This window comes from Devosia sp. LjRoot3, from assembly GCF_964252865.1.
Taxonomy (GTDB): domain Bacteria; phylum Pseudomonadota; class Alphaproteobacteria; order Rhizobiales; family Devosiaceae; genus Devosia.
On record NZ_CAXUPK020000006.1, the window covers coordinates 129,960 to 154,656 of the forward strand.

Here is a 24,697-nt window from a genome sequence, read left to right on the forward strand (position 1 = left end):
GTCTTGCCTTAGGCCTTTTGGGCTTTTTCTCCAGGTGCGGACGCAACGAATATCAGGCGCTGCAGCACGATGAACAGGAACAATAGAATGCCGATGACGATTTTCGTCCACCAGCTCGAAAGCGTGCCATCGAAGATGATGTAGGTCTGCACAAGACCCAGGAGCATCACGCCGATGAAGGTGCCGAGGACGAAGCCATAGCCACCGGTAAGGAGGGTGCCGCCGATAACAACGGCACTGATGGCATCGAGCTCGACGCCGACCGCGGCCAGCGGATAGCCGGCGGAGGTATAGAGGGAAAAGACGATTCCCGAAATGGCGGCGAGGACGGAAGAGAGCGTGTAGATGGCGACGGTGGTGCGCGCCACGGGCACGCCCATGAGCGAGGCGGAAACCGGATTGCCGCCGAGGGCATAGACATAGGAGCCGAACTTGGTCCGGTGGGCAATGAGGGCTCCGATGACGAAGATGGCGACCATGGTGAGGCCGATGAAGCTCAGGCGCCCGCCGCCGGGGAGGCGAATGGTGAGGTCGGAAATCCAGTCATAGAATTCGTGGTTGATCGGCACGGAATCGCGGGTGATGACCGAGGCACCGCCGCGGGCGAGGAACATGCCGGCCAAGGTGACAATGAAGGCGGGCACCTGCAGATAGTGGATGGCGAGGCCCATGGTGGCGCCGAAGGCGCCGGCCACGAGAATGGCGATGGCAAAGGCCGGGACCGGATGCATACCGGCCCAGGTGATGAGCACGGCGACAAGCACGCCGGTGAAGCCGATCACCGCGCCGACCGAGAGATCGATACCCCCTGACAAAATGACAAAAGTCATGCCGACGGCGGCGATGCCCAAAAAGGCATTGTCGGTGAGGAAATTGCCGAGAACCCGCGTGGAGAACATCGACGGGAACTGCATGACCGCCAGGGCATAGGCAATCGCAAAAATCAGCGCCGTGGCGAGGAGCGGGCGAAGGGAGCGGTTCATTTCGCTGATACCTTGGCGACGGGTTTTATGCGGGGCGGCGCGAGGCGGCTCGCCAGGGGCGACTGGATGACGAGGACGATGAAGATCAGCCCGGCCTTCACGATCAGGTTGAATTCGGGCGGGAAGCCCGAGACCAGAATGCCGGTATTCATCGCCTGGATGATGAGGGCGCCGATGACGGCGAGGGGCACGGAAAAGCGGCCGCCGAGGAGCGAGGTGCCGCCGATGACCACGGCCAGGATGGCGTCGAGTTCGAGCCAGAGGCCGGCATTGTTGGCATCGGCGCCGCGGATGTCACCGGCAACGATGATGCCGGCAATGGCGGCACAGAGGCCGGAAAGGGAATAAACCAGCAGCAGCAGCATGCGGCTGCGGATGCCGGCAAGGCTTGCCGCGGCACGATTGACGCCGACGGCTTCGATGAAAAGGCCGATGGCGGTGCGGCGGACGACGAGGGTCACGATGACCATCAGCACCAGGGCGATGACGGCGGCCATGGGGAAGCCGAGGAAGGAGCCGGTGCCGATATAGATGAGCAGGGGATCGTTGAAGGTGACGATAAAACCTTCGGTGATGAGCTGGGCGATGCCGCGGCCGGCGACCATGAGCACGAGCGTCGCGATGATCGGCTGGATATCGAGAATGGCGACCAGGATACCGTTCCACAGGCCGCAGAGGAGGCCGACGACGAGCGCGGCGACAACGGCGATGGGTGCGGGATAGCCGGCGACGACCATGGTGGCAGCGACGGCGCCGGCTACGGCCATGACGGCGCCAACCGAGAGATCGACGCCCTTGGTGGCGATGACGCCGACCATGCCGACCGCGAGGATGGCGACGGGGGCGCCGCGATTGAGCACGTCAATCAACGAACCGAAGAAGCGACCGTCCTGCCAGGTGACGCGGAAGAAATTGGGGAACAGCAGCCAATTGATCAGCAGCACGCCGATGAGGGCGAGGAGCTGGGGATTGGCGAGTTTGAGGAGCGAGCGGCGGATCATGCCTGCGCTCCGTCTTTGTGATTGGCGATGGCCTGCACGATGACCCCGGGATTGATGTTTTCGCCATTGAGCTCGGCGACCAGTTCGCGATCGCGCATGACGACGATGCGCGAGGAATAGGCGACGACCTCGTCTAGCTCGGAGGAGATGACGACCAGCGCCAGACCCTCATCACGCAGGCGATTGATGGTGCGGACGATTTCGGCATGGGCGCCGACATCGATGCCGCGGGTGGGCTCGTCGAGAATGAGGAAAGCGGGATCGGTGGCGAGCCAGCGCGAGAGAATGACCTTTTGCTGATTGCCGCCCGAGAGCAGCTTTACCGGCATATCGAGCGAGGCGGCGCGGATATCCATGGCCTCGCCGAAACGGCCGGCGATTTCCATCTGCTCGTCGCGATTGAGCGCGCTGAACCAGCCGAGCTTTCCCTGCAGAGCGATGACAATGTTTTCACGCACGGAGAGATCGCCAAAAATGCCTTCGGCCTTGCGGTCCTCGGGGCAGAAACCAAAGCCGTGGCCGATTGCGTCGGTGGGGCGGGCGATGGAGGTTTGGGTACCGGCCACAGAGACTGTGCCTTCATCGGCCGCGTCGGCGCCGAACATGATGCGGGCCATTTCGGTGCGGCCGGAGCCCAAGAGGCCGGCGACGCCGACGACTTCGCCCTTGTGAATGGTGAGGTTGAAGGGGTGGACGCTGCGCTTGCGGCCGTAATTTTTGAAATCGAGGAGCACATCGCCAAGCGGGCGGTTCTCTTCGAGCTTTGTCGCGCCTGAGAAGGCGATGTCCTTGCCGAGCATAAGGCGGACGACATCGGTGCGCGTCAGGGAGTCGAGGGTTTTGGTGTCGATCAGTTTGCCATTGCGCAGGATGGTTACGCGATCGGCGATGGCAAAAACCTGGTCGAGGAAATGGGTGATGAAGACGACGGCCAGGCCGGTTTTCTTCAGGTCCGCGATGATTTCGAAGAGGCGTTCGACCTCGTTGCGGTCAAGCGATGCGGTCGGCTCGTCGAGGATAAGCACCTTGCCCGAGAGTTCGACGGCGCGGGCGATGGCGACGATTTGCTGGACGGCGACGGAATGGGCGCCGAGTTCGCTCGAGGGGTCGATATTGAGGCCATAACGCGCAAGAACGGCGATGGAATCGCGCTCCATCTTGCGCCGGTCGACGAGGCCGAAACGGGTCGGCTGGTGGCCGAGATAAAGGTTTTCGGCGACGGAGCGGTTGGGCAGGAGATTGACCTCCTGGTAGACTGTGCCGATGCCATAGGTCTGGGCGTGCTGGGGATTGTTGAGGGTGACCGGGACGCCCTCGGCCAGGACTTCGCCACCATCGGGCTGATAGGCGCCGGTGAGGATCTTGATCAGCGTTGACTTGCCGGCACCGTTTTCGCCGAGGAGCGCATGGACCTCGCCGGGCTTTAAGCCAAAATCGACCTTGTCGAGCGCTACGTGATTACCAAAGATCTTGACGATCCCGCGCGCTTCAAGCGCGTAGCCGGTCTCCGCCATTGCCCCTCCCCGCCGCCCTTTGGGGCGGTCTAGTCCATTCACTGTCGCCCGTTCCGGTCACGGTGTCATCCCCGCATTGGCGGGGATGACATTGTGGGTCGATGGGCGGCAGCGGAGTGTGCCGCCGCCCATTCCAGGCGGAGGTTCTTAGTAGCCGAGGCCCTTGCGGCGCTCGTATTCGCCGGCCGGGTCGTTTTCGGCGGTGTAGAGCTTGGACTCGGTGATGATGAACTTTTCCGGTTCCGTGCCGTCTGCCAGGTAAGCAGCGAGGGCGTCGAAGGCCGGGCCGGCCATGTTCGGGGTCAGTTCAACAGTGGCATTGGCTTCGCCGGCCGCGATGGCGGTAAAGATATCGGGCACGGCGTCGATGGAGACGACGAGGATGTCGGTGCCAGGCTTGAGGCCAGCGTCCTTGATCGCCTGGATGGCGCCGACGGCCATGTCGTCGTTATGGGCATAGACCGCGCAGATATCGGCGCCGCCATTGGAGGATTTCAGGAACGCTTCCATGACTTCCTTGCCCTTGGAGCGGGTGAAGTCACCGGTCTGGCTCTGGGTGATCTTGACGTTGGCAGCGCTGGCGATGCCTTCCTCAAAACCCTGCTTGCGATTGATGGCCGGGCTCGAACCCACGGTGCCCTGCAGCTCGACCACGTTGCAGTCCTTGCCGGCGACCTGGTTGACCAGCCACTCGCCGGCCGTGCGGCCTTCGAGGACCTGATCGGAGGCAACCGAGGTCAGGTAGAGGTCTTCGGGCGCATCGACGCCGCGATCGAGCAGGACGACCGGAATTTCGGCTTCCTGGGCTTCCTTGAGGACGTCTTCCCAGCCGGTGGCGACCACGGGGGCGATGAGGATGGCATCAACGCCCTGGGCGATGAAGCCGCGCAGGGCCTTGATCTGGTTTTCCTGCTTCTGCTGGGCGTCGGCAAATTTCAGATCGACGCCACGGGCTTCCGCTTCTTGCTTCGTCACAGACGTTTCAGCCGCGCGCCAGCCCGATTCCGAGCCGATCTGCGAAAAGCCGATAACCTTGCCGGTCAGGTCCTGCGCAAAGGCAGCAGTGGACAAGGCGGTAGCGAGGCCGGCCGCGAGGGCCAGCTTGGTAATGATGCTCACGATGGATCCTCCCAAAAGACCGCCCGGCGTTTCGCTTCGGGCGATGAGAGGACGCTATATAAAGTACTATTATATGTAAAGAGGGTTCGGAACAGGAACAAAAAACGGCGACCCGAGGGCCGCCGTTTCAGTTGGGAGCTTTCCGGCATGGGACGGAAAGCTCTTGTTTTTGAGATGTTTAGTAGTCGAACTGCTTGGAGAGGGTCACCTTGAAGGTGCGCCCCTTGGAGCGGTCCGAAGCCAGATTGGGGCGGTAGTCGGCATCAAAGACATTGTCGATCGATGCCTGGAACTGCGTGCCTGCAAACGGGCCGGCTTCCGGCTTCCAGGAAGCGAAGAGGTCGAGCGTCTGATAGGCCTCGGCCGGGCCGTCGCCGCCGCTGGAGGTCGGGACAATGTACTCGCCCTTGGCGGCCAGCGTTACCCGAGCGCCGTATTCGAGGTTCCATTCCTGGTTGCGACCACCAACAGTGGCCACGATCTTGTTCTGGGGAACGGTCGTCAGCGGCTTGTTGGTCGTCAGATCGTCGCCGATCGTGAAGGTGTAGGCGAGGTTGGCGAACCAGGCGTCGGAATTGTATGCGCCTTCGATTTCCACGCCATAGATGCGGGCGGCCGCGATATTGGCGTAGTAGGGAGGAGCGGCGACGCCGAAGGCCGGTGCCGTACCGGTCGAAGCGATCAGGTCGGTCAGATCGCTATAAAAACCGGTCGTCTTGATGCTGGCATTGTCGCCGTTCTGAAGCAGGTCATAACCGCTCAGGGCAAAGCCACCTTCAACGGTATTTGCTTGCTCCTTGCGAAGACCGAGGCTCGCAACCTTGCCCGAGCTGCCGGTCGGGTTAGCGACGGTGGGCCGCACTTCATCCGCGATCGAATAGAGCTCATCGATCGTCGGCAGGCGCTCAGTGTGCGCAAGCGAGCCAAACACTGAAATGTTGTCGTTGATCTCGTAATGCGCTGCGATCTTGGGCGAGAAGGCCGAGCCGTCGATTTCGCGGATGCCGGGCGTCGTTGCCTTCACCCAGTGGAAATCGCTGCGCAGTCCGGCAATGAGCGTCAGGCGCTCGTCGTAAATATACTCGTTCTGAGCAAACAGGCCGAGCTTGTTCTCAGTGCCTTCTGGGTGCGCCGGCAGGGCGAGCGCCGTCGCGGGACGCTTGGCCGTGCGGCCAAGCGTGCTGGCCTGGAAGCCGAAGGTGAAATAATTCTCGAAGTCTTCGCCGATCCATTCAACGGTATTGTCGGCCTGGAGCTGCCAGGTCTTGTAGCCGTAGATCGTGTCGGCCAGGACATTGGTACCGGTCTGTGCGGTCGGCACACCCGTAGCGCTGCGATGGTTGAACTGATTGTTCTCGGTGTCAGAGAAGGACAGCGAAACATTCATGTCGAGCCATGGATTATCGCTGTCCGGGTTCTCGTAGGACAGAACGGCAGTCTGGTCGGTAACCTTGCGGTCGATGATGCCGAACATCTGGTCGATCGTCATCCCGGGCGTGCCGGGCCGACCAACGACCAGGCCACCGCGGCCGCCGGTGCCGGTCTGGGCATAGGACTGGTTGAACGCTTCGCTGTACCAACGCTGGTAGGAAGCACGAATGACCTGCTCATTGTTGTCGCCGAAGCGGACGGTACCCTTGAGCAGCCCCGACCAGGTATCGAAGGCGGACCCGGTCAGCGTTGTCCCCTGAGCCTGGGTGGCGTCCTCGGCGCGGCGCCAGATGCCGGTCGCCAACAGATCGACGTTCTCGTTCGCACGATGGGCAAGAACCACCGAGGTGGTCGTACCAAGACCATTGCTGTCAAAAGTTTCCTTGAGACGGACAGCGCCGGTTGCGCCATCGGCGATGAAATCGGAAGCGTCCTTGGTCGTGAAATTGATCACGCCGCCAAGCGCACCAGCGCCATAGAGGGTGGAAGAGGCGGGGCCGCGGAGAACTTCGATCTGCTTGTAAAGCTCGGGATCGGAGAAGAACGAGCCCATACGGTATTGTTCGTTGAACTTGGGCGTACCATCGACATTGACGATGACGCGCGAACCGTCCGAGGAGTTTTCGGGCGTACCGATGCCGCGAATGTTGAACACTTCGCCGAAGGGCCGGACGCTGCCGGTGATGTTCACGCCCGGGACGTTGGCGAAAAGCTCGCCCGTCGTGGAGGCCTGTTCCTTGTCGAGATCTTCCTGATTGAGAACCGTCACGGCCTGCGGCGTGTTGATAGCCACCTTGGGTGCGCCGGCGCCGATGACCAGGCGCTCGAGAAGGGTAATATTTGTTGCGTTGGCATTCTGCGCGACAGCCCCCTGTTGCGCAACAATTGCCAGCGCGACGCCGCCCAAAAGCGCGGCCGCGCGTGACCTGACCAGCCCCATGTCTGTCTCCAGTTTCTTATCGGTTTTTTGTGATCGGTTGGCTGGCGGAAGGCTGGCAGACCGGCTGAAAGAATGCTGACTCTTTCAATCACCTATTGCGCAGATAATTTATTCTGTCTAAAGAAGTCAAGTTTAATTCTCCTGCCGCGACGTTTGTTGATGACGCCGCAACAGACTGACTTCATTGGATAAATTATGCCCGCGAATGATCTCCCGTCCACAACAAACCAGTCGAAGATCGTCACCAGTGACGAGATCCTGGGTGGTGGAAACGAGATTCAGATCGAGCACAAGGGCATGATCTATCGTCTGCGGGTCACGCGGCAGGACAAGTTGATCCTCACAAAATAGGCCCTTCCCGTGACCGAGACCGTTGCCAAAACCGCTGAAGACATCCGCAGCCTTCGCGCGCTGCATCCGCAAATGCGTGAGCGCGATTTTGCGCGCATTCACGGCATTACCGAGGGCCAGCTTGTGGCCGCCGAAGTCGGCCGCACGGCCACCCGCATCAAGGCTGACGTGGAAGCCGTTCTGAAGGGCCTGCCCGGCGTGGGCGAAGTCATGGCGCTGACGCGCAATGAAAGCGCCGTGCACGAAAAGATCGGGCCCTATGAAAAGGCCTCGTTCAATCCGCACGCGTCCATCGTCTTGGGCGACCAGATCGACCTGCGCATTTTCCCGAGCCGCTGGGTGCATGGCTATGCCATCGAAAAGACCGCGGAAGACGGTTCTACAAAACGCTCGCTGCAGTTTTTCGATCGCGCCGGCAATGCCGTGCACAAGGTGCATGGGCGCCCGGCGACCGATGTTGCCGCATGGAATGCCCTCGTTGAGACGCTGCGCCATGACGAGCAGGTCGATGTCATCGAGGTGACGCCCTACCCCCCGACCAAGATCGACGGCGAAGCGGCTAGCATCGATGCGCTGCGCGATGCCTGGTCGGCCATGACCGACACGCACCAGTTCTTCGGCCTGCTGAAAAAGCTCAATTTCCACCGTCTCGACGCCGTGGAAAGCGTGGGCGAGGATTTTGCCTGGCAGCTCGATCACACGGCCGTGGATGCCATGTTCCGCAAGGTGGCAGGTACCGATCTGCCGATCATGGTTTTTGTCGGCAATGACGGCTGCATCCAGATCCATTCGGACCCGATCACCAATGTCAGCGCCATGGGCCCCTGGCTCAACGTGCTCGACGAGACCTTCCACCTGCACCTGCGCCTCGACCATGTCGTGGCGGCCTGGGCCGTGCGCAAGCCGACCAAGGATGGGCACGTCACCTCGGTGGAGCTCTATGACGAGAACCGCGAATTGATCATCCAGTTCTTCGGCCAGCGCCATGAAGGCGTGGACGAGCGCCCGGAATGGCGCGCCGTGGTCGAGCAGCTGCCGCTTTTCTCCACTTCCAACGCCGCTTGAGATCTTTTGCAAATGCGCATTCGCACCCTGACTTCCCTTGCTGCCGCCCTGATGGTGGCCACTTTTGCGGTTGCCCCGGCTTCGGCCGAAGACCTGCACAAGTTCGCCGACACCGCCCGCCTCGTTTCCATCGGCGGCTCGCTCACCGAAATCTTTTATGAGCTCGGCGCCGAGGGCACGCTGGTCGCCCGCGACCAGACCGCCCTTTTCCCCGAAGCTGCAACAAAGCTGCCGGACGTGGGCTATATGCGCGCCCTCGCCCCGGAAGGCGTGCTCTCGGTCAATCCGAGCGGCCTGCTCGTCATCGAAGGCAGCGGCCCGCCCGAAGCGCTAGAAGTGCTTTCGCATGCCGGCGTCGAATATCAGACCGTTCCGGAAGGCTATTCGGCCGAAGGCGTGCTGGTAAAAGTGCGGGCCGTGGGTCAGGCGCTTGGTCTTGAAGACAAGGCCGAAGAGCTTGCGACCAAGCTCGAAGCCGATTTCGCTGCGCTCAAGACCCGCACCGATGCCATTACCGCGCCCAAGAAGGTGCTGTTCATCCTTTCCAACCAGGGTGGCCAGATCCAGGCTTCGGGCACCGGCACGGCGGCCAATGGCATCATTGCGCTCGCTGGCGCCACCAATGCCATCACCGAATATGAGGGCTATCGCCCGCTTTCCGAGGAAGCCATTACGGCTGCCGCGCCCGACGCTATCCTGCTGATGGATCGTGGTGGCGACCATGGCGCGACGGAAACCGAACTCCTCGCCAATCAGGCTATTGCCCTGACCCCGGCCGGCCAGAACAAGGCGATCTACCGTCTCGACGGCGCTTATCTGCTCGGCTTTGGTCCGCGTACGGCCGCTGCGGCGACCGAGCTGGCTGACCTGCTCGAAGCTGGGGCGCATAACTAAATATGGCTGGCACCATGACCCTACCCGCCAGCAACACGCTGGCCCGGCCCGCAGGCGATCGCAGCCATATCGGACGCATCACCGTCATCGGCCTGGCCTTTGCGCTGCTGGCAGCCATGGTGCTGTCCATGACGACCGGCGCCTCGGGTGCCTCGGCGATCAATCTCGTCGGGCACTGGCTCGGTTTTGGCACAGATGACGCAGCGGTCTTCAAAGACTATGCGGTGATCGTCAATATCCGCATGCCGCGCATGATCCTCGGCGTGCTGATTGGTGCAGGGCTGGCGGTGTCGGGCCTGCTCATGCAGGGACTGTTCCGCAATCCGCTGGCTGATCCCGGTCTTGTGGGCGTGTCGAGCGGCGCGGCGCTGGGCGCCGTCATTATCATCGTGCTCGGTGGTACGGCGCTGGCGCCGTTCACCACCGCGCTCGGGATATGGTCCCTGCCTGCAGCGGCCTTTGGCGGCGGGCTTCTTACGACTTTTGTGCTCTATCGCGTGGCGACGCGCGGGGGCCAGACGGCGATTGCCACCATGCTGCTGGCCGGCATCGCCATCGGTGCACTGGCCGGGGCGTTCAGCGGCGTTCTCACTTACATTGCGAGCGAAAATCAGCTGCGTGATCTCACATTCTGGGGCATGGGGTCGCTGGCCGGGGCCACCTGGATCAAGGTTCTGGCGGCCGGGCCGATCATTTTCGTGGCCCTCGCTGCGGCCGGGTTTCTCGCCAAGGGGCTCAATGCCATGACGCTGGGCGAAGCCACTGCATCGCATCTCGGCGTACCGGTACAGCGGTTCAAGCGCATCACCATTGTGGCCGTGGCGGCGGCGACTGGGGCCTCGGTGGCGGTCAGTGGTGGTATCGGCTTTGTGGGCATTGTCGTGCCGCATCTGCTGCGGCTCGTGATCGGGCCGGACCACCGCTATCTGCTGCCGGCGAGTGCACTGCTTGGGGCGACCTTTTTGCTGTTCTGCGACGCGCTGAGCCGCACCATCGTGGCGCCGGCTGAGCTGCCGATCGGCATCGTCACGGCGGCTTTTGGCGGACCGTTTTTCCTCTGGATCCTGCTGCATCGCCGCAGCGCCTTTGCATGGTGAGATCAATGATTGCCATCGACAGCATTGATGTCAGCGTAGGCGGCCGCAAAATCCTGCATGGCGTTTCCATGGAAGCGCCGGCCGGAAAACTGACGGCGATCATCGGGCCCAATGGCTCGGGGAAATCGACGCTGCTCAAGGCGCTGTGCCGGGACTATGCCTATTCGGGCACGATCTTTCTCGATGGGCGCGACATTGCCACCATGAGCCCGGTGGAGATCGCAAGTCTTCGCGCCGTGCTGCCGCAATCGAGCAACCTGCCTTTTCCGTTCACCGTGCGCGAAGTCGTCGCCATGGGGCTGACGGCCGGGCGGCCGGGGGTGCATCCGCGCGCCTTGCAGCATCTTCCGGAAGAGGCGCTGGCGCGGGTCGATCTCGCCGGCTTTGGCGCGCGCTTTTATGGCGAGCTTTCGGGCGGTGAGCAGCAGCGCGTGCAGTTGGCGCGCGTGCTGTGTCAGGTGTGGGAGCCGGTCATATCAGGCGTGCCGCGCTATCTGTTCCTCGACGAGCCGGTTTCGAGCTTGGACATCAAGCACCAGCTGATGATCATGGACGTGGCCAAGAGTTTTGCGCGCAGCGGCGGCGGCGTCATCGCCGTGCTGCATGATCTCAACCTGACCGCACTCTATGCCGATGCGATCACGGCCCTCCGCGAGGGTCAGGTGGTGGCGAGCGGGCGACCCGAGACGGTTCTTACAGACTCTGTTTTGGAAGCTGTGTTCGACGTGCCGCTCAAGGTAGGCGCCGCGCCGAGGCCCGGTACACCATTCGTGCTGCCGCAATCGGTGCAGCTCACAAAGTCCATGCAGGTCGCCTGACCGCCCCTATTGCAGGGGCGGCTTGCTCAGAAAGTCGTTGCGATCGGCGGTCTTCACTCGCAGCCAGGATTCTCTGCCGGAGCGGACGATGCGTAGGGCGAATTCAGAGCCGGCGGGAGATTTGGACCAGAGCTTTCGATAGAAATCGCCGAGGCCTTCCACCTCTTCGCCATCGAGTTCGGAGATGACATCGCCACTCTTGAGGCCAGCTTGTTCGGCCGGACCGCCATCGGAAACATTCATCACCACCACGCCGTTGTTGCGTTCGGCAGAGAAGACGCCGAGCCAGGGGCGAGCCTCGCGGCGCGCCTGGCCGCGGGTGACGAGATCGTCGAGAATGGGTTTCAGGAGGTCGATGGGGACGACCATGTTGATGTCGGTGGTGTCGCCGGCCTGCAGCATTTGCAGGCGCAGCGAGCCGATGCCAATGAGATTGTCGTTTTCATCGAGCAGGGCCGCGCCGCCCCAGGACGGGTGGTAGGGCGCGGTGAAGAGCGCCTCTTCGAGCATATATTCCCAGTAGCCGGCAAATTCCTGCTTGGCGACGATCTCGTTGACGACTTCCTCGCCCTCGCCATCGATGATGCGACCGACGGCACGCACCTTTGCTGCCGTGGAACTGCCGAGGCGCAAAGCGGGCAGGTCGAGATCGCCCATGGCCTGGACGAGGCCAAAGCCGGTTTCCTGATCATAGGCGACGACATGGGCCGGCAGGACGCGCTCGTCATGGGTCGTGAGCCAGACTTCCTCGGCCTCGGTGATGAGATAGCCGATGGTGACGATAAGACCCTCGTCATTGATCACCGCGCCGCTGCCTTCGCGCAGCGTGCCGAGAGTATTGGCGGTGAAGGCGGTTTCCGGGACGTGGGCCCTGAGGGCGACGATGGAATGGCGCGCATTGGTGGACATGGTGCATCCCCTGTTTGGCTTTTCCATTAGATATGGCGCATCGCGGCGGAAGCAAGGTTTTCGCGGTGCCGTGAAGTAGCCATTCAAAATTGAATGATAATCGCCTGATTTTGGCGAATTCTATTCGCGAGTGAGGAGGCCTATCTTCTTTCCAACACGGAAAGGAATTTTGCCATGAACGGTATTGCTTCGACGAAGGAACGTGCTTCCGCTTTCAATGCCATCGTGCTGCAGCGCCTTGAAGGGCTCGCGGCGCTGGGATTTGGCGTTTTCGCCTATGCCTCACTCGGGCAATCGTGGCTGGTCTTCGCGGTGCTGTTCCTGGCGCCCGATTTTTTCATACTGGGCTATCTGCGCTCGGCGCGAGTTGGAGCGATGACCTATAATCTTGCGCACACCTATGTGGCGCCGGCGCTGCTGGCTCTGCTCGGCTTGCTCGTCGGGCCGCTGGCATTTGGGCTGGCGGCGATCTGGGTAGCCCATATCGGGCTCGACCGGATGCTGGGCTATGGGCTGAAGCTCGATGGCGGTTTTGAGCAGACGCATCTGGGGCCGATCGGGAAGGCACGGCGGAAGTAGGGGAAGGCCTACTTCACAACGCGATAGTCCATATGCGTCACGTAGCGGGTAGCGCGAGCGCCGATGGGCTCGAGAGTGGCGGTCAGCCCCTCCCAGAGGCGTTCGCCCTGCCCGGCGATGAGCGGGACGATCTTCAAATGCAGGGTGTCGACGGCGCCGGCATTGAGATAGTGGCGGAGGGTGGAGACACCGCCGGCGATGGAGACGTTGCGGTCGCCGGCTACTTCCCGGGCGCGGGATAGCGCCGCGTCATAGCCCTCGGTGACGAAGTGAAAAACCGTGCCGCCTTGCATTTCCAGGGGCTCGTGCTCGTAGTGGGTCAGGACGAAAACCGGCGCGTGATAAGGCGGGTTGTCGCCCCACCAGCCGGTCCATTCCGGCTCCCACACCGTGTCGCCCGGCGCCGCGAACATGTGGCGGCCCATGATATAGGCGCCGTAATCGGTGATGGCCGCCACCTCGGCCTCGTTGTTCTCACGGTCCTGAAACATCCAGCGGGCAAGCTGCTGCGGATCGATCGTGCCGAAGGGTTTTTCGCGGGACTGGTTGAGGCCGGTACCAAAGCCATCCAGCGTCAGCATCATATGGGCAGATACGGTCTGGGGCATCTTGGGGCCTCGAGATTGTTAAGTTGTGCCTTTAGTATTGGCACGTGGGGTGGGTTTGTCAATGCCCTCCAAACGTCACCCTCGGGCTTGACCCGAGGGTGTTGCGCTTGCTGCATCGAAAGTAAGAGAAGTGTCCTCGGGTCAAGCCCGAGGATGACGATTGGGATTGTGGAGGCATGGACCACCGGGACAAGCCCGGTGGTGTCCATCGAAAATAGATCGCGGTATTGGGGGCTAGGCCCGCGGCCTTGGCGTCAGGCCATGCAGGAAGAGCTGTTCCAGGTAGCGCGCTGCATCCTCGAAACGCCCTTCCCCGCCGCGAGCTTTGCCCAGCACGGCGCGGACCTGGACGTCGAAGTCGGCATAGTGCTGGGTGGTGGCCCAGATGGAAAAGATCAGGTGATAGGGGTCGGTGCGGGCGATCTTGCCCTCATCCATCCAGGTGAGGAGCACCTGGGCCTTTTCGTCGACCAGCGCCTTCAGGTCCACCTCGATCATGTCGATGATGTGCGGCGCGCCGCGCAGCATTTCGTTGGCAAAGAGCCGGCTCTGGCGCGGGAAATCGCGGGCCATTTCAAGCTTGCGCCGGATGTAGGAGCGGATTTCGACGAAGGGGTCGCCATCGGCGCGCATTTCTTCAAGCGGGGCGAGCCAGGTGACCAGCAGTTCGGACATCAGGCGGCGATGAATCTCTTCCTTTTTCGGGAAATAGTAGAGCAGGTTTGGCTTGCTCATGCCCGCGACCTCGGCGATCTGGTCGATGGTCGAGCCCCTAAAGCCGTGGGCGGAAAACACTTCCAGCGCCGCTTCGAGGATAATGTCCTGTTTCTCGCGCTGGATGCGCGTCAAAGGACGCGGCTTTGCCGGCGTAGCCGCAGCAGCCTTCGCATCCGCCTTGTGCTGGCGCCTGGCGGAGGTCTGGGTGGGCTCTGCTGTTTTCAGCTTTCTGGGCGCCATTTTCGCCTTGCGGGAATGAACAGGAGTGCTAACATTTTTCCAACTGGTCAAAAATCTTGGTTCCGTCGATGCGTGTCAAGCGCCAATCAGGAACGAAACGACCAGACATGAAAATTGGGAGCGCCTAAGCCGTGTCCACCACAACTGTCGTGCCGAACGATCTCAACGCGTTCTGGATGCCTTTCACGGCTAATCGGCAATTCAAGAAGTCTCCACGCATGTTCGTGGCGGCCAAGGATATGCACTACACGACTTCGGATGGCCGTCAGGTGCTCGACGGCACCGCTGGCCTCTGGTGCTGCAACGCCGGCCATGCGCGCCCGAAAATTGTTGAGGCGATCGCGAAGCAGGCAGCGGAACTCGACTATGCGCCGGCCTTTCAGATGGGCCATCCCAAGGCGTTTGAGCTGGCCAATCGGCTGATCGACATTGCGCCCAAGGGGCTCGACCATGTGCTCTTCACCAATTCCGGGTCGGAATCGGTGGAGACGGCGCTGAAGGTGGCGCTGGCCTATCATCGCGTGAAGGGCGAGGGTTCGCGCACCCGCCTTATCGGCCGCGAGCGCGCCTATCACGGCGTCAATTTCGGCGGCATTTCCGTGGGTGGCATTGTCACCAACCGCAAAATGTTCGGCACGCTGCTTAGCGGCGTCGACCACATGCCGCATACGCATAACCTTGCCAAGAATGCCTTCTCCAAGGGCCTGCCCGAATATGGCACGGAACTGGCGGATGAGCTGGAACGCATCGTCACGCTGCATGACGCGTCGACCATTGCGGCCGTGATCGTCGAGCCGGTGGCCGGTTCGACCGGTGTGCTCATCCCGCCGCCGGGCTATCTGAAGCGCCTGCGCGAGATCACCAAGAAGCACGGCATTCTGCTTATTTTTGACGAGGTCATTACCGGGTACGGCCGTCTCGGGACGCCGTTTGGCGCTGACTACTTTGACGTCGTTCCCGATATCATGGTCACCGCCAAGGGCCTCACCAATGGCGTCATTCCCATGGGCGCGGTGATGGTTTCGGCCGAAATCCACGATGCGTTCATGAATGGGCCGGAACACGTCATCGAGTTCTTCCACGGCTACACCTATTCGGGCAATCCGATCGCCTCGGCGGCGGGTCTGGCGACGCTCGAAACCTACAAGGACGAGGGCCTGCTTACGCGCGGCGCAGAACTGGCGCCCAAGTGGGAATCGGCGCTACACTCGCTCAAGGGCCTGCCGCATGTCATCGACATCCGCAATATCGGGCTTGTCGGTGCCATCGAGCTGGAGCCGATCGCCGGGCAGCCGACCAAGCGTGCCTTTTCGGCCTTCCTCAAGGCATTCGAGCAAGGCGTGCTCATTCGCACCACCGGCGATATCATCGCGCTTTCGCCACCGCTGATCGTTTCGGAAAGCCAGATCGATCAGATCGTGACCACACTCGCAGGCATCCTCAAAACGCTTGAGTGAAATGGAACGGAAATTCTATAGGTAGAAATATAGAATATTTGTTCCCAAGAAGGAGGGGAGGTTCTGATGCAGATCATCGAGAATGCCGTAGGCGGCAAGCGTTATGTATCGAGTTCAACGCGGCGCGTACCCGTGTTCAATCCGGCAACCGGCGAGCAGAGCGCGGAACTGCCGCTCTCGACGCTGGACGAGCTTAATGCGGCCGTGGCCAATGCGGTCAAAGCGCAGGTCGCCTGGGGCGCCACCCCGCCGATGAAGCGCGCCCGCGTCATGTTCAAGTTCAAGGCGCTGCTCGATCAATATGCCGACGATCTCGCGCGGGAAATTTCGAAAGAGCACGGCAAGGTGCATGACGATGCGCTGGGCGAAGTGGCTAGGGGTATCGACTGCGTCGACTTTGCCTGCGGTATTCCGCACCTCCTCAAGGGCGAATTCTCGCGCAATGTCGGGCCGTCGATCGATTCTTATTCCGATCGCCAGCCGCTTGGCGTCGTGGCCGGCATTACGCCGTTCAACTTCCCGGCCATGGTGCCGATGTGGATGTATCCCGCGGCCATCGCCTGCGGCAATGCGTTTATCCTAAAACCGTCGGAGCGCGATCCTAGCGCGCCCATGCTGGCCTGGAACCTTTTTATGGAAGCAGGCCTGCCCGAGGGCATTCTCAATGTCGTCCATGGCGACAAGGAAATGGTCGACGGTCTGCTAGACCATCCGGATGTGAAGGCTGTGTCCTTCGTGGGTTCGACGCCGATTGCTGAGTACGTTTACCAGCGCGGCACGAAAGCGGGAAAACGCGTGCAGGCTCTCGGCGGCGCCAAGAACCACATGATCATCATGCCCGATGCCGATCTCGATCAGGCGGCCGATGCGCTGATGGGTGCCGGCTATGGTTCGGCCGGTGAACGCTGCATGGCGATTTCGGTGGCCGTGCCGGTGGGCAAGGCGACGGCCGACGCGCTGGTGGCAAAGCTCAAGCCGCGCGTCGAAAGCCTCAAGATCGGTCCGGCGACCGACAAGGACGCCGAGATGGGTCCGGTGGTCACCAAAATGCATCGCGACAAGATTCTCGGCTATATCGACTCCGGTGTCGAACAGGGCGCTGAACTGGTCGTCGATGGCCGCGGCTTCTCGCTGCAGGGCTATGAAAACGGCTACTATGTCGGCGGCACGCTGTTCGACAATGTCGAGCCGGAGATGAAGATCTACAAGGAAGAGATCTTTGGGCCGGTGCTCTCCGTCGTCCGCCGCGACAGTTTTAAGGACGCCGTCGACCTGATCCATGGGCATGAATATGCCAATGGCACGGCGATCTTTACCCGCGACGGCGACGCCGCGCGCGAATTTGCCGACAAGATCGAAGTGGGCATGGTGGGCATCAATGTGCCGATCCCGGTGCCGGTGGCCTATCACTCCTTCGGCGGCTGGAAGCGTTCGCTGTTTGGCGACCACTCCATCTATGGGCCCGAAGGCGTGCATTTCTATACGAGGCTGAAAACCGTAACGACCCGCTGGCCCGCCGGCATCAAGGGTGGTGCGGAGTTCACCTTCCCGAGCCTCAAGTAGCGCTACCGGCCCCGCCCTCGCATTGCGACGGCGGGGCTGTTTCTATGACCAACCAGAACTATGAGCAAAACCATGACCTCTCCCGGTGAAAACCTTCGTATCAATGGCGATCGGCTCTGGGAGAGCCTGATGGACATGGCCAAGATTGGCCCGGGCATTGCCGGCGGCAATAATCGCCAGACGCTGACCGATAGCGACAAGCAAGGGCGCGAGCTGTTTCAGCGCTGGTGCGACGAAGCGGGGCTCACCATGGGCGTCGACAAGATGGGCACCATGTTCATGACGCGCGCCGGGACCGATCCCGATGCCCTGCCGGTCTATATCGGCAGCCATCTCGATACGCAGCCGACGGGCGGCAAGTATGACGGCGTTCTGGGCGTGCTTGCGGGGCTCGAAGTCGTGCGCTCGATGAATGATCTCGGGATCAAGACCAAGCACCCGATCGTCGTGACCAATTGGACCAATGAGGAAGGCGCGCGCTTTGCGCCGGCCATGGTCGCGTCGGGCGTTTTCGCGGGCGTTCACACGCTCGACTACGCCTATGGCCGCAAGGATATGGACGGAAAGCTCTTTGGCGACGAGCTGAAGCGCATCGGCTGGGTCGGCGAGGAAGAAGTCGGCGCGCGGAAAATGCATGCCTATTTTGAGTATCACATCGAGCAGGGGCCGATCCTCGAGGCCGAGGAAAAGCAGATCGGCGTCGTCACCCATTGCCAGGGGCTGTGGTGGCTCGAGTTCACGCTGACCGGGCGGGAGGCGCATACCGGCTCGACGCCGATGACCATGCGCGTCAATGCCGGGCTAGCCATGGCGCGGATTTTTGAGGCGGTGCAGGCAATCGCGATGAGCGAGCAGCCGGGCGCCGTGGCCGGTACCGGCCAGGTGAAGTTTTCGCCGAACTCGCGAAATGTTTTGCCGGGCACGGTGGTGTTCACGGTCGATTTGCGCACGCCGAGCCAGGAAAAGCTCGACCGCATGCGCGCGACGATCGAGGCCAAGGCGGCGGAGATCTGTGCGGAGCTGGGCGTCGGGTGCTCGGTCGAGGCCGTGGGGCACTTTGATCCCGTGACGTTCGATCCGACACTGGTCGGGCGCGTGCGCTCGGCGGCGGAGAAGCTTGGCTACAGCCACATGAACATCATTTCAGGCGCCGGGCATGATGCCTGCTGGGCGGCGAAGGTGGCGCCTAGCACGATGGTCATGTGCCCCTGCGTCGGTGGGCTCTCGCATAACGAGGCCGAGGATATTTCCATGGAATGGGCAGCCGCTGGGTGTGACGTGCTGTTCCATGCCGTGGTGGAAACGGCGGAGATTGTGGAGTGAGGTTCAACACCTCCTCACGCGTCGATCTTACCAGCCACCTCTCCCTTCGGGGGAGAGGTGAAGAAGGAGCCGCAGGCCCATAGGAAACAAATAACAGTCTCACCGAGGCGCTGAGGGGTGCGTGGTGGGGCTGAGCGAATGCAAGGGAACGAAGATATGAGCAAAGTTATCAGGGGCGGCACCGTCGTCACGGCTGATCTCAGCTATGTGGCCGACGTCAAGATCGACGGCGATGTCATTGTCGAGATTGGCCAGAACCTTTCGGGCGACGAAATTCTCGACGCCAGCGGCTGCTACATCATGCCCGGCGGCATTGATCCGCATACCCATCTCGAAATGCCCTTTATGGGCACCTATTCGGCCGACGATTTTGAAAGCGGCACGCGCGCGGCCCTCTCCGGCGGCACGACCATGGTCGTGGACTTCTGCCTCCCCAGTCCCAATCAATCGCTGCTTGAAGCCCTGCAGATGTGGGACAACAAGACCGGCAAGGCGAGCACCGATTATTCGTTCCACATGGCGGTCACTTGGTGGGGCGAGCAGGTGTTCAATGAAATGGCCGAGGTGGTCGATCGCGGCATTACCTCGTTCAAACATTTCATGGCCTATAAGGGCTCGCTGATGGTGAACGACGACGAGATGTTCGCCTCGTTCCAGCGCTGTGCCGCACTTGGCGCCCTACCCCTCGTCCACGCAGAAAATGGCGACGTCGTTGCGGCGATGACGGCAAAGCTGCTGGCCGAGGGCAACAATGGCCCCGAAGGCCATGCCTATTCGCGGCCGCCCGAGGTCGAGGGCGAGGCCACCAATCGCGCTATCATGATTGCCGACATGGCCGGGGTACCGCTCTATGTGGTGCATACGAGTTGCGAGCAAGCACACGAGGCCATTCGCCGGGCGCGGCAGAAGGGCATGCGGGTTTATGGTGAGCCGCTGATCCAGCATCTGGTCTTGGACGAGACCGAATATTTCAATCCCGATTGGGACCATGCGGCGCGGCGCGTGATGTCGCCACCCTTCCGCAACAAGCAGCATCAGGATTCGCTCTGGGCCGGTTTGCAGGCGGGTTCGCTTTCCTGTGTGGCGACAGATCATTGCTCTTTCACCACAGCGCAAAAGCGCAATGGGGTGGGCAATTTTTCCAAGATTCCAAACGGGACGGGCGGGCTCGAAGATCGTCTGCCAGTGCTGTGGACGGCGGGCGTGAACACCGGCCGGCTGACGCCGAACGAGTTCGTGGCGGTGACATCAACCAACATTGCAAAGATCCTCAACATGTACCCCAAAAAGGGTGCGGTGATGGTTGGCGCGGACGCCGATCTGATCGTCTGGGACCCCAAGCGCAAGAAGACGATCACGGCCGCCAAGCAGCAGTCGGTGATCGACTACAATGTGTTTGAAGGCTTTGAGGTGACCGGCCTGCCGCGCTTCGTGCTAAGCCGCGGCAAGGTTTCCATCGTCGAGAACGAGGTGAAGGCCGAGCCGGGCCACGGCAAGTTCGTGGCCCGCGAGGCCAAGAACCCGGTCAACCGGGCTCTCAGCCAGTGGAAGGAATTGGTCGCCCCGCGAAAAGTCGAGCGCGCGGGCATCCCGGCTACGGGGGTGTGATGGCAAAGCCGATCAGTCTGGGCATCATTGTCCTCGTCGCGGGGGCCAGCGCGGCCTCCGCAGCGAGCCTCGTCCTGCCGCATGATCGCTATGGCAACAAGGAAGGTTGCGAATATCTCGCCACCGGCAATGTCGACAGCGATGGGTTGCAGCACCTGACGAAGGATTATCTCGCCACCTATGCCACCGGTTGCATGATCGTTGATGTGCATGCCGATCCCGCCGGCAATCAGCGGGCCGCAGGCATTTGCGGCTATGAAGGCGAGGAAATGCTGGGCGCCGAAGATTTTATCGTCGCCGCGCCGCTCTCTTCCGGAACATTGAAAATTTACACCGCAACGGGCGAGACCTGGGGCGAGTTGGAGCCGTGTTTGTGACGACCCCTAACGTAGTTTCCGCCGAACATCTCGGCCTGACTTTTTCGACCAATGATGGCGATGTCATTGCCCTCAGCGATGTCAACCTGACCATCGAGAAGGGCGAATTCGTTTCCTTTATCGGGCCTTCGGGCTGCGGCAAGACGACGTTTTTGCGCACCATTGCCGATCTCGAACAGCCGACCTCGGGCGCGCTGCATATCAACGGCCAGACGCCGGAAGCGGCGCGAAAAGCCCGCGCCTATGGCTATGTGTTTCAGGCCCCGGCGCTTTATCCCTGGCGCACCATCGAGAAGAACGTGGCGCTGCCGCTCGAAATCATGGGCTATTCAGCCGCCGAGCAGGCCGAGCGCATCAAGCGCACGCTGGAACTGGTCAACCTTTCCGGGTTCGAGAAAAAATTTCCCTGGCAGCTGTCGGGCGGCATGCAGCAGCGCGCCTCCATTGCCCGCGCTTTGGCGTTTGACGCCGACCTCCTGCTCATGGACGAGCCGTTCGGGGCGCTCGACGAGATTGTCAGGGATCATCTCAATTCGGAGCTTTTGAAACTCTGGGACCGGACGAAGAAGACGATCTGCTTTGTGACGCACTCCATCCCCGAGGCGGTTTATCTGTCGACGAAAATCGTGGTGATGTCGCCGCGGCCGGGGCGGGTGACCGATATCATCGAGAGCAACCTGCCCAAGGAAAGGCCGCTCGATATTCGCGAGACGCCGGAGTTTCTGGCGATTGCGGCGCGCGTGCGCGATGGACTGCGGGCCGGGCATTCCTATGAGGAGGTGGTGTGATGCTTCGAGCCGTCCCTCAGGGCAAATCGGTCCAGTGGACCGATTTGAGGCGAGAAGGCCATGAGAGCTATGCTCGAATGGCTGGCTCATGTCATTCCGCCGAGAGCGTTGGCGCGTGGGGAGAGACACCCCCACCCTGCTCGATCACGGACTTAGCTGACGCCAAGTCCTATCTCGCTTCCCTCCCCACAAGGGGGAGGGTAGGTGGCTCACTGGCCCCTCGGCAGGCGCTTCCCTCCCCCTTGTGGGGAGCAAATGAGGGTGGGGGGTCTCCATGAACCGCGTCCTCCCCATACTCACCATTTTGCTCGCCATTCTCGCCTTCTGGTATGCCGCGGCGATCTGGATGAATGCGCCCTGGCAGAACATTCTCAATGGGCGCGCCAATCTCGAAAACGTGCCGTTCATGGAATTTGCCCAGCAAACCTGGGCGCAGGACAAGCCAGTGCTGCCGGCGCCGCATCAGGTGGTTTCGGAAATCTGGAACGCCACGATGGGGCTCGAATTCACCTCGCGGCGCTCGCTGGCGCTCCATGCCTGGATCACGCTTTCGGCGACGCTCCTGGGTTTCGTTTTCGGCACGGCGCTGGGTGTCGTCTTGGCCGTTGCCATCATCCACAATGATGCGACGGATCGCTCGCTGATGCCGTGGATCATTGCAAGCCAGACCATTCCCATTCTCGCTATTGCTCCCATGGTGGTGGTCGGGCTTGGCGCCGTGGGGCTGACCGGGCTCGTGCCCAAGGCGCTGATCTCGATGTATCTGAGCTTTTTCCCGGTCGTCGTCGGCATGGTGAAGGGATTGCGCTCGCCAGAGGCGATCCAGCTCGATCTGATGCGGACTTATGACGCCAATTCCTGGCAGGTCTTTTGGAAACTGCGCTGGCCGGCGGCGCTGCCCATGCTCTTTGCCTCGATGAAGGTGGGCATTGCCATTTCGCTGATCGGCGCCGTGGTGGCCGAGCTCTCCAATGCAGCAGGGGGCGGTCTTGGCGTGCGCCTGCTCACGGGCTCCTACAATGGCCAGACCATCCAGATCTGGGCAGCGCTATTCATTGCAGCAGGTCTTGCGGCGGTGCTCGTCGCGATCGTCGGGGCGGCCGAGAAATTCGTCAATGCGCGGATCGGGGTGCGGGCGTGATGAAATCAGGTCTCACTCTCCTGCAATCCCTCCTGGCGCTGCTGGCCGGCGGCATGGCGCTGTGCGGGCTCATCGGGGCGGCGATTTCCGCGGATGCGGAAATTCTGCTCACCGTGGCCGTTGGGCTCGGTGCGCTGACGCTGGCCCGGTTTTTCTTCCGACCGATCAGTTTCTGGCTCGATGGCCTTGCCGCGGTGCTGATTGCCGTGGCGCTGGTTCTGGCGCTGCCAAGGGGTTCGGCCATGCCGGGCCACTACTGGTTCGCCATGATGAGTGCCTGGGCCTTTGCCTGGCTTTTTGTCGATCAGCTTTCAGGCGAGATCCGCAAGGGAACAGTGCCGCGAAAGACGATGGGGCTCCTCATCCCCGCCGTGTTCGGCGTGGCCCTGCTTGTCGTGTGGGAAATCGTCACCCGCGGCGCCAATGTGCCGCCGGTGCTGCTGCCAGCACCTTCAGCTATCGGGGCGCAATTGGCCAATTCGGCACCGATCCTCTGGGCCGACTTTGTCCAGACATTCGTGAAATCCGTCATTCCCGGCTATATCATCGGCTGTCTCGCCGGGCTTGTCGTCGCCATTGCCGTCGACCGCTCGCCTTTCCTGAAAGCCGGGCTGCTGCCGATCGGCAATTTCATGTCGGCGCTGCCAATCATCGGCATCGCGCCGATCATGGTCATGTGGTTCGGCTTCGACTGGCAGAGCAAGGCTGCCGTCGTCGTCGCCATGACGTTCTTCCCCATGCTGGTCAATACGGTGGCGGGGCTCAACGCAGCCTCTTCCATCGAGCGCGACCTCATGCGGACCTATGCTGCCAACTATTGGCAGACGCTGTTGAAGTTGCGCCTGCCCGCTGCGGGGCCCTTCATCTTCAATGCCCTCAAGATCAACTCGACTCTGGCCTTGATCGGCGCAATCGTAGCGGAATTCTTCGGAACACCTGTTGTGGGGATGGGTTTCCGGATTTCGACCGGGGTGGGGCGTCTTGCCATCGACCTGGTCTGGGCGGAGATCGCGGTTGCCGCGATCGCGGGGTCCGCCTTCTACGGGGTGATCGCCCTCATAGAAAGGGGCGTCACCTTCTGGCATCCGTCTGTCCGTGGTGGACGGGCGTAAACTGTTACAGGGAAAAGGGAACGACAGAATGAAGACTTTTATCACTGGTCTGCTTGCCGGCACCATGGCGCTGGCGGCCATGCCCAGCGCCTTTGCAGCCGATGCGCTGACCCTGCAGCTCAAGTGGGTGACGCAGGCCCAGTTCGCGGGCTATCTCGTTGCCGAAGCCAAGGGCTTTTATGACGAGGAAGACATCGACCTGACTATCCTCCCCGGCGGCCCGAACATCGCCCCGGAACAGGTGATTGCTGGCGGCGGCGCCGACATCATCGTCACCTGGATGGCAGCCGGCATGGCGGCCCGTGAATCGGGCGTACCACTGGTCAACATCGCCCAGCCGTTCAAGCGCTCGGGCCTGATGATGATCTGTCCGGTCGAGAAGGAAATCAAAACCGTCGCCGACTTCCCGGGCCACACGCTCGGCGTCTGGTTCTTCGGCAATGAATATCCGTTCTTCGCCTGGATGAACAAGGAAGGCATTGCCACCGACGGTTCGGCCGGCGGCGTCACGGTTCTCCAGCAGAGCTTTGATATCCAGCCGATGATCCAGGGCCAGGCCGACTGCATCTCGGTCATGACCTATAACGAATATGGCCAGGCGCTCGATGCCGGTTATGGCCCGGATAACCTGACCATCTTCAACTATACCGAGATGGGCAATGACCTGCTCGAAGACGGCCTCTATGTCCTCGAAGACTCGCTCTCCGATCCGGCCAAGGTCGACGCCTATACGCGCTTCGTCCGCGCTTCCATGAAGGGCTGGGCCTATGCCCTCGAAAACCCGGAAGAAGCCGCGCAGATCGTTGTCGACAGCGACGAAACCGGCGCTGCCGAACTCGCGCACCAGCTCTATATGGTGGGCGAGGTTTCAAAGCTCGTCGACGCGACCGACCCGGCGCTCAATATGGAAACCTATGATCGTACCGTGAAGGCCTTGCTCGACCAGTCGATCATCAAGGCCCAGCCGGAAGGCGCTTACACCACCGTCGTCACCGACGCGCTGAAGTAAGTTTTCGTCACCTTATTGAAGCGGGCGGGGAGCGATCCCCGCCCGTTTTGTCT

23 protein-coding genes are annotated in these 24,697 nt (G+C 61.6%); 15 read left to right on the top strand and 8 right to left on the bottom strand.

Features of this window, described 5'->3' with window-relative positions; genetic code table 11:
• Nucleotides 1-8: 8 nt before the first annotated feature.
• The 5 genes from yjfF to ACSQ2A_RS20270 form a co-directional block, all read right to left on the bottom strand.
• Nucleotides 9-983 carry a galactofuranose ABC transporter, permease protein YjfF gene (gene yjfF / locus ACSQ2A_RS20250; protein WP_295413995.1) on the bottom strand — a complete coding sequence of 325 codons (975 nt, stop codon included), beginning with the start codon at nucleotides 981-983 and terminating at the stop codon, nucleotides 9-11.
• Nucleotides 980-1,984 (bottom strand): ABC transporter permease, encoded by a 1,005-nt coding sequence (locus tag ACSQ2A_RS20255; protein ID WP_436073694.1) that lies wholly within the window; start codon nucleotides 1,982-1,984, stop codon nucleotides 980-982. Before ACSQ2A_RS20255 ends, yjfF begins: the two co-directional genes overlap by 4 nt.
• Nucleotides 1,981-3,498 carry a sugar ABC transporter ATP-binding protein gene (locus tag ACSQ2A_RS20260; protein ID WP_436073695.1) on the bottom strand — a complete coding sequence of 506 codons (1,518 nt, stop codon included), beginning with the start codon at nucleotides 3,496-3,498 and terminating at the stop codon, nucleotides 1,981-1,983. Before ACSQ2A_RS20260 ends, ACSQ2A_RS20255 begins: the two co-directional genes overlap by 4 nt.
• A 147-nt stretch (nucleotides 3,499-3,645) precedes the next feature.
• Entirely contained in the window at nucleotides 3,646-4,617 is a 972-nt protein-coding gene (gene ytfQ / locus ACSQ2A_RS20265; protein WP_295413988.1) for a galactofuranose ABC transporter, galactofuranose-binding protein YtfQ, read from the bottom strand.
• Between the two features lie 178 nt (nucleotides 4,618-4,795).
• Nucleotides 4,796-6,988, bottom strand: a complete 2,193-nt coding sequence (locus tag ACSQ2A_RS20270) for a TonB-dependent receptor domain-containing protein (RefSeq protein ID WP_436073696.1) — start codon at nucleotides 6,986-6,988, stop codon at nucleotides 4,796-4,798.
• Between the two features lie 195 nt (nucleotides 6,989-7,183).
• On the opposite strand from ACSQ2A_RS20270, the gene hemP reads away from it, so the two are divergent.
• Genes hemP through ACSQ2A_RS20295 form a run of 5 tightly spaced genes read left to right on the top strand, consistent with a single transcriptional unit; the run spans nucleotide 7,184 to nucleotide 11,213 of the window.
• Nucleotides 7,184-7,339: a hemin uptake protein HemP gene (gene hemP / locus ACSQ2A_RS20275; RefSeq protein WP_295413983.1), complete on the top strand. Its 156-nt coding sequence runs from the start codon at nucleotides 7,184-7,186 to the stop codon at nucleotides 7,337-7,339.
• A gap of 9 nt (nucleotides 7,340-7,348) precedes the next feature.
• Nucleotides 7,349-8,404: a hemin-degrading factor gene (locus ACSQ2A_RS20280; RefSeq protein WP_436073697.1), complete on the top strand. Its 1,056-nt coding sequence runs from the start codon at nucleotides 7,349-7,351 to the stop codon at nucleotides 8,402-8,404.
• Between the two features lie 12 nt (nucleotides 8,405-8,416).
• Nucleotides 8,417-9,298: a heme/hemin ABC transporter substrate-binding protein gene (locus ACSQ2A_RS20285; RefSeq protein WP_436073698.1), complete on the top strand. Its 882-nt coding sequence runs from the start codon at nucleotides 8,417-8,419 to the stop codon at nucleotides 9,296-9,298.
• A 14-nt stretch (nucleotides 9,299-9,312) separates the two neighbouring features.
• Nucleotides 9,313-10,395 (top strand): FecCD family ABC transporter permease, encoded by a 1,083-nt coding sequence (locus ACSQ2A_RS20290; RefSeq protein ID WP_436073699.1) that lies wholly within the window; start codon nucleotides 9,313-9,315, stop codon nucleotides 10,393-10,395.
• Between the two features lie 5 nt (nucleotides 10,396-10,400).
• On the top strand, nucleotides 10,401-11,213 hold the full coding sequence (locus ACSQ2A_RS20295) for a heme ABC transporter ATP-binding protein (protein WP_436073700.1): 813 nt from the start codon (nucleotides 10,401-10,403) through the stop codon (nucleotides 11,211-11,213).
• 6 nt (nucleotides 11,214-11,219) lie between these two features.
• Here the strand turns inward: ACSQ2A_RS20295 and ACSQ2A_RS20300 are convergent, their stop codons facing one another.
• The gene (locus ACSQ2A_RS20300) at nucleotides 11,220-12,122 is read right to left on the bottom strand and encodes a S1C family serine protease (RefSeq protein WP_436073701.1); all 903 of its coding nucleotides are present in this window, start codon (nucleotides 12,120-12,122) and stop codon (nucleotides 11,220-11,222) included.
• A 174-nt stretch (nucleotides 12,123-12,296) separates the two neighbouring features.
• Here ACSQ2A_RS20300 and ACSQ2A_RS20305 point away from each other — a divergent pair, with 174 nt between their 5' ends.
• Complete coding sequence (locus tag ACSQ2A_RS20305) at nucleotides 12,297-12,701, top strand: DUF4260 domain-containing protein (protein WP_436073702.1); 405 nt, start codon at nucleotides 12,297-12,299, stop codon at nucleotides 12,699-12,701.
• Nucleotides 12,702-12,709: 8 nt separating this feature from the next.
• Here ACSQ2A_RS20305 and ACSQ2A_RS20310 read toward each other — a convergent pair whose 3' ends face one another.
• Together ACSQ2A_RS20310 and ACSQ2A_RS20315 are read right to left on the bottom strand one after the other, a co-directional pair.
• Complete coding sequence (locus ACSQ2A_RS20310) at nucleotides 12,710-13,309, bottom strand: dihydrofolate reductase family protein (protein WP_436073703.1); 600 nt, start codon at nucleotides 13,307-13,309, stop codon at nucleotides 12,710-12,712.
• 234 nt (nucleotides 13,310-13,543) lie between these two features.
• Nucleotides 13,544-14,266, bottom strand: coding sequence for a TetR family transcriptional regulator C-terminal domain-containing protein (locus ACSQ2A_RS20315; protein ID WP_436073704.1), 723 nt, complete (start codon nucleotides 14,264-14,266; stop codon nucleotides 13,544-13,546).
• Between the two features lie 176 nt (nucleotides 14,267-14,442).
• Between ACSQ2A_RS20315 and ACSQ2A_RS20320 the strand changes: the two genes are divergently transcribed.
• The 9 genes from ACSQ2A_RS20320 to ACSQ2A_RS20360 all read left to right on the top strand — a co-directional run bounded on the left by ACSQ2A_RS20320 (nucleotide 14,443) and on the right by ACSQ2A_RS20360 (nucleotide 24,644).
• Complete coding sequence (locus ACSQ2A_RS20320) at nucleotides 14,443-15,723, top strand: aspartate aminotransferase family protein (protein ID WP_436073771.1); 1,281 nt, start codon at nucleotides 14,443-14,445, stop codon at nucleotides 15,721-15,723.
• A 66-nt stretch (nucleotides 15,724-15,789) separates the two neighbouring features.
• The gene (locus ACSQ2A_RS20325) at nucleotides 15,790-17,286 is read left to right on the top strand and encodes a CoA-acylating methylmalonate-semialdehyde dehydrogenase (protein WP_436073705.1); all 1,497 of its coding nucleotides are present in this window, start codon (nucleotides 15,790-15,792) and stop codon (nucleotides 17,284-17,286) included.
• Between the two features lie 72 nt (nucleotides 17,287-17,358).
• Nucleotides 17,359-18,609 carry a Zn-dependent hydrolase gene (locus ACSQ2A_RS20330; RefSeq protein WP_436073706.1) on the top strand — a complete coding sequence of 417 codons (1,251 nt, stop codon included), beginning with the start codon at nucleotides 17,359-17,361 and terminating at the stop codon, nucleotides 18,607-18,609.
• 156 nt (nucleotides 18,610-18,765) lie between these two features.
• The gene (gene hydA, locus ACSQ2A_RS20335) at nucleotides 18,766-20,217 is read left to right on the top strand and encodes a dihydropyrimidinase (protein ID WP_436073707.1); all 1,452 of its coding nucleotides are present in this window, start codon (nucleotides 18,766-18,768) and stop codon (nucleotides 20,215-20,217) included.
• Nucleotides 20,217-20,594, top strand: coding sequence for a hypothetical protein (locus ACSQ2A_RS20340; protein ID WP_295413957.1), 378 nt, complete (start codon nucleotides 20,217-20,219; stop codon nucleotides 20,592-20,594). Before hydA ends, ACSQ2A_RS20340 begins: the two co-directional genes overlap by 1 nt.
• Complete coding sequence (locus ACSQ2A_RS20345) at nucleotides 20,585-21,382, top strand: ABC transporter ATP-binding protein (protein WP_436073708.1); 798 nt, start codon at nucleotides 20,585-20,587, stop codon at nucleotides 21,380-21,382. Before ACSQ2A_RS20340 ends, ACSQ2A_RS20345 begins: the two co-directional genes overlap by 10 nt.
• Nucleotides 21,383-21,656: 274 nt before the next feature.
• Nucleotides 21,657-22,523, top strand: coding sequence for an ABC transporter permease (locus tag ACSQ2A_RS20350; protein WP_436073709.1), 867 nt, complete (start codon nucleotides 21,657-21,659; stop codon nucleotides 22,521-22,523).
• Nucleotides 22,523-23,635 carry an ABC transporter permease gene (locus ACSQ2A_RS20355; protein ID WP_436073710.1) on the top strand — a complete coding sequence of 371 codons (1,113 nt, stop codon included), beginning with the start codon at nucleotides 22,523-22,525 and terminating at the stop codon, nucleotides 23,633-23,635. The genes ACSQ2A_RS20350 and ACSQ2A_RS20355 overlap by 1 nt, the downstream gene beginning before the upstream one ends.
• Before the next feature lie 28 nt (nucleotides 23,636-23,663).
• Nucleotides 23,664-24,644: an ABC transporter substrate-binding protein gene (locus ACSQ2A_RS20360; RefSeq protein ID WP_436073711.1), complete on the top strand. Its 981-nt coding sequence runs from the start codon at nucleotides 23,664-23,666 to the stop codon at nucleotides 24,642-24,644.
• The last annotated feature ends 53 nt before the right edge of the window (nucleotides 24,645-24,697 follow it).

Coding starts and splice junctions, on each gene's coding strand:
- ACSQ2A_RS20315 (WP_436073704.1), bottom strand. CDS start 14,266: ATGGCGCCCAGAAAGCTGAAAACAGCAGAGCCCACCCAGACCTCCGCC.
- ACSQ2A_RS20255 (WP_436073694.1), bottom strand. CDS start 1,984: ATGATCCGCCGCTCGCTCCTCAAACTCGCCAATCCCCAGCTCCTCGCC.
- yjfF (WP_295413995.1), bottom strand. CDS start 983: ATGAACCGCTCCCTTCGCCCGCTCCTCGCCACGGCGCTGATTTTTGCG.
- ACSQ2A_RS20360 (WP_436073711.1), top strand. CDS start 23,664: ATGAAGACTTTTATCACTGGTCTGCTTGCCGGCACCATGGCGCTGGCG.
- ACSQ2A_RS20350 (WP_436073709.1), top strand. CDS start 21,657: ATGAACCGCGTCCTCCCCATACTCACCATTTTGCTCGCCATTCTCGCC.
- ACSQ2A_RS20325 (WP_436073705.1), top strand. CDS start 15,790: ATGCAGATCATCGAGAATGCCGTAGGCGGCAAGCGTTATGTATCGAGT.
- ACSQ2A_RS20260 (WP_436073695.1), bottom strand. CDS start 3,498: ATGGCGGAGACCGGCTACGCGCTTGAAGCGCGCGGGATCGTCAAGATC.
- ACSQ2A_RS20300 (WP_436073701.1), bottom strand. CDS start 12,122: ATGTCCACCAATGCGCGCCATTCCATCGTCGCCCTCAGGGCCCACGTC.
- ACSQ2A_RS20340 (WP_295413957.1), top strand. CDS start 20,217: ATGGCAAAGCCGATCAGTCTGGGCATCATTGTCCTCGTCGCGGGGGCC.
- ACSQ2A_RS20285 (WP_436073698.1), top strand. CDS start 8,417: ATGCGCATTCGCACCCTGACTTCCCTTGCTGCCGCCCTGATGGTGGCC.
- ACSQ2A_RS20305 (WP_436073702.1), top strand. CDS start 12,297: ATGAACGGTATTGCTTCGACGAAGGAACGTGCTTCCGCTTTCAATGCC.
- ACSQ2A_RS20295 (WP_436073700.1), top strand. CDS start 10,401: ATGATTGCCATCGACAGCATTGATGTCAGCGTAGGCGGCCGCAAAATC.
- hemP (WP_295413983.1), top strand. CDS start 7,184: ATGCCCGCGAATGATCTCCCGTCCACAACAAACCAGTCGAAGATCGTC.
- ACSQ2A_RS20270 (WP_436073696.1), bottom strand. CDS start 6,988: ATGGGGCTGGTCAGGTCACGCGCGGCCGCGCTTTTGGGCGGCGTCGCG.
- ACSQ2A_RS20355 (WP_436073710.1), top strand. CDS start 22,523: ATGAAATCAGGTCTCACTCTCCTGCAATCCCTCCTGGCGCTGCTGGCC.
- ACSQ2A_RS20290 (WP_436073699.1), top strand. CDS start 9,313: ATGACCCTACCCGCCAGCAACACGCTGGCCCGGCCCGCAGGCGATCGC.
- ACSQ2A_RS20330 (WP_436073706.1), top strand. CDS start 17,359: ATGACCTCTCCCGGTGAAAACCTTCGTATCAATGGCGATCGGCTCTGG.
- hydA (WP_436073707.1), top strand. CDS start 18,766: ATGAGCAAAGTTATCAGGGGCGGCACCGTCGTCACGGCTGATCTCAGC.
- ACSQ2A_RS20310 (WP_436073703.1), bottom strand. CDS start 13,309: ATGCCCCAGACCGTATCTGCCCATATGATGCTGACGCTGGATGGCTTT.
- ACSQ2A_RS20320 (WP_436073771.1), top strand. CDS start 14,443: ATGCCTTTCACGGCTAATCGGCAATTCAAGAAGTCTCCACGCATGTTC.